The sequence below is a fragment of the Mesorhizobium kowhaii genome (assembly GCF_042431665.1).
Taxonomy (GTDB): domain Bacteria; phylum Pseudomonadota; class Alphaproteobacteria; order Rhizobiales; family Rhizobiaceae; genus Mesorhizobium; species Mesorhizobium kowhaii.
Map to the genome: position 1 here is coordinate 576 of NZ_JBHLYT010000188.1, position 2978 is coordinate 3553.

3 protein-coding genes, 1 pseudogene and 1 riboswitch are annotated in these 2978 nt (G+C 60.2%); of the genes and pseudogenes, 2 read left to right on the top strand and 2 right to left on the bottom strand.

Annotated features, from left to right (window positions below):
• The coding region (locus ACFFNA_RS39225) for a phosphomethylpyrimidine synthase ThiC (protein ID WP_378925651.1) at positions 1 to 657 on the bottom strand (657 nt) is incomplete at its 3' end.
• 104 nt (positions 658 to 761) lie between these two features.
• A riboswitch (TPP riboswitch) is annotated at positions 762 to 878 on the bottom strand.
• 219 nt (positions 879 to 1097) lie between these two features.
• Positions 1098 to 2030: pseudogene (locus tag ACFFNA_RS39230) on the bottom strand (aldehyde dehydrogenase family protein); the annotation flags it as partial.
• Positions 2031 to 2488: 458 nt separating this feature from the next.
• Here ACFFNA_RS39230 and ACFFNA_RS39235 point away from each other — a divergent pair.
• On the top strand, positions 2489 to 2812 hold the full coding sequence (locus ACFFNA_RS39235; protein ID WP_095204878.1) for a type II toxin-antitoxin system RelE/ParE family toxin: 324 nt from the start codon (positions 2489 to 2491) through the stop codon (positions 2810 to 2812).
• The coding region (locus tag ACFFNA_RS39240) for a helix-turn-helix domain-containing protein (RefSeq protein ID WP_378925654.1) at positions 2809 to 2978 on the top strand (170 nt) is incomplete at its 3' end. The genes ACFFNA_RS39235 and ACFFNA_RS39240, both read left to right, overlap by 4 nt.

Sequence of the window (2978 nt, forward strand, 5' to 3'; positions counted from 1 at the left end):
CGTGACGGCGGAATTGCCGATATTGGCATTGATCTTCACCAGGAAATTGCGGCCGATGATCATCGGCTCGCTCTCCGGGTGGTTGATGTTGGCGGGGATGATCGCGCGCCCGCGCGCCACCTCGTCGCGCACGAATTCCGGCGTGACGAAATCGGGAAGCTCCGCGCCGAAGGCCTCGCCGTCGCGGTGAAGCTTGCCGTGCAGCATCTCGCGGCCGAGGTTCTCGCGAATGGCGACGAACTCCATTTCAGGCGTGATGATGCCGGCGCGGGCATAGGCAAGCTGGGTTACCGCCTTGCCGGCCTTGCCCTTGAACGGGCGGTTGCGAACGGGGAATTCCGGCGTCAGGCGCTCGCCCACGGCGAAGCCGTTGTCTTCCGGCCTGACATGGCGGCCGTCATAGGCTTCTACGTCACCCCGCGCGGCGATCCATTCGTGCCGCAGCCGCGCCAGGCCTTTGTCGATGCTCGTTTCAACCGTCTGATCGGTATATGGGCCAGATGGATCGTAGACCGTCACGGGCGGTTCGCCTGCCGTCGGATGGACTGAGATTTCGCGCATCGGCACCCTGATCTGTGGATGGAGGACGCCGGATTTGTGGATTTTTCGTGAGGCAGGCAGCGGTCCCGTGGAAACCGCTGGGGTCAAGGCATTCATTTGAGGCTCCGTTGCTCATTGCATTGGAGACCCAGTTCTGTGCCGGAAGGATGAAAAGACGCTTTGGCCGACCTGCTCGAGACAGGTCTTCGGGCATAGATTCCCGCAAAGCGCTTGCACCGTCCCTACGCCAGTATGAACTGGATCAGGTTCAACGGGTCACTGCGCTGCGAAAGCCAGCAGTATCTCAGCCCCTTGTCGGGACCCCCCTGGTGAATGCCTCAGGTTGGACGGCACGGCGGTGCCTTGTCAAGCGCTGTGCCAACTTTTGTCTGGGACATTTCTCGGGGATCACGGCGTGGCATGGTATCGACAGACCTCCCGCACCTTGAGCGCGAAACTGCACTCTCAGGCTCAACGGCGAGGATAACTGGTCGCGCGCTGCAGCTGGCCACGCGCGGCGATGCCCAGTCAGGAAACACCCCGTTTTGCCGTATCCCTCAGATGCCGCCCATGCACAGATACTTCATCTCGAGGTAGTCCTCGAGCCCATGGCGGGAACCCTCGCGCCCTATGCCCGACTGCTTCACGCCGCCAAAGGGCGCGGCTTCGGAGGACATGCGCCCGGTGTTGATACCCACCATGCCATATTCCAGGGCCTCGGCCACGCGCCAGACACGCTTCAGGTTGGAGGCATAAAAGTAGGCGGCAAGGCCGTAGATCGTGTCATTGGCCTCGTGTACGACCTGATCGGCGTCGTCGAAGTTGATGATTGCGGCCAACGGTCCGAACGTTTCTTCTTGCGCGACTGTCATCTCGCTGGAAATACCGGTGAGGACTGTTGGTTGAAAAAACGTGCCCCTCGTGCCGATACGCTTGCCGCCGCATCGAACAATCCCGCCTTTTTCGACGGCGTCGGCGATATGGGATTCGATTTTGGCCAGAGCATGCTGATCAATCAGCGGCCCGATGGCGACCGCGGGATCGAAACCGTCACCAACCTGAAGTTGGCGAACCCGCTTCACGAATTTATCGACAAATTCATCGTGAACGCTCGATTGGACATAAAGGCGATTTGCGGAAACACAGGTCTGGCCGGCATTGCGGAATTTGGCCTGGATCGCACCGTCGACCGCGGCATCGACATCGGCATCGTCGAAGACGATGAAAGGCGCATTCCCTCCTAGCTCGAGGCTGACCTTCTTGATCTGGTCCGAGCATTGGCGCATCAGCAGCCGCCCGACCTCGGTCGAACCGGTGAAGCTGATCTTGCGGACCTTAGGGTTGCCGCAGAGTTCACGGCCGACCGCGTCGCCTTCGGACGCATAGACCATGGTCCCCGGCGGCACCGCTGGAGCAGCGGTTTGCCGACGTCTTATCGGCGCTCGAGCGCCGTGGCGCGCTGGCACAGAACGACTGGACGCCGCTTGAGGCGGACTTGTTGGAAATCTTGTCCTGAGATGTTCGCGATCTATTGCCAGCAGTTGGACGGAGGAACCGCGACGCGGTGTCCGGTCGGGAAACAAGTCCACGTCGATCGCCGCGCTGCTCGCATCGCTCGATCAGGAAGTGGAGGCCGGCGCTCGTTCCCTGTCACCGTCAGTGGATAGCGAAGCTGTCGAAGGGGCACCGTCAGCCGCTGTTGAGGCGCTGCAGGATCAAATTAGACGGCACGGCGATCGCTAGGACCTGAAATTCGGTTGAATACAAATGAGCGATTTGTGCCTTCGTTGCCTATGTCGAGTGTGAGAACGAGACGAAGCGCCCCTAATCCGATGGCGGCGCATCGAACCGTTTCGTTGCGCCTCCCGGTTCTTGGATTGCTGGTCCGTAAAATGCGATTGATTTTCACTCTAGCCAACCTGTATCAAAACCGATACAGTGCACCTCGATGAAGGTGATTGAATGGCTTGGAAGCAGTAGGGCGGATGTTCGAGCGTTTCCTGACGATGCGCGGATAGAGGCCGGCTGGCAGCTCGAACTTGTCCAGCGCGGCGACGATCCCGACGACTGGAAGCCTTTGCAGATCGTGGGGGCCGGCGTCAGGGAAATCAGAGTCCGGGAGGCATCGGGAGCGTTCCGCGTCATCTATCTGGCAACCCTGGAGGACCGCGTTTTGGTGCTTCATGCGTTCCAGAAGAAGACACAGGCCACGTCCAAGAAAGACCTCGATCTGGCGGCTCAACGGCTAAAACGATGGAAGGCAGAACGATGAACGTAGAAATCTATGAGAACGTCTGGGACGCCCTGGCGGACACCGAACAAGAGGCAGCAAACCTCAAGGCGCGCTCGGCGCTGCTCTACGAAATCCGTAAGGCAGTCCAGCGTTGGGACATTCCTCAGGAGGAAGCCGCCAAGCGGCTCGGTCTGACGCGCCCTCG

What these genes read in the sequence shown, in the direction of transcription:
- ACFFNA_RS39235 (WP_095204878.1), top strand. Translation starts at nt 2,489, where the DNA reads ATGAAGGTGATTGAATGGCTTGGAAGCAGTAGGGCGGATGTTCGAGCG.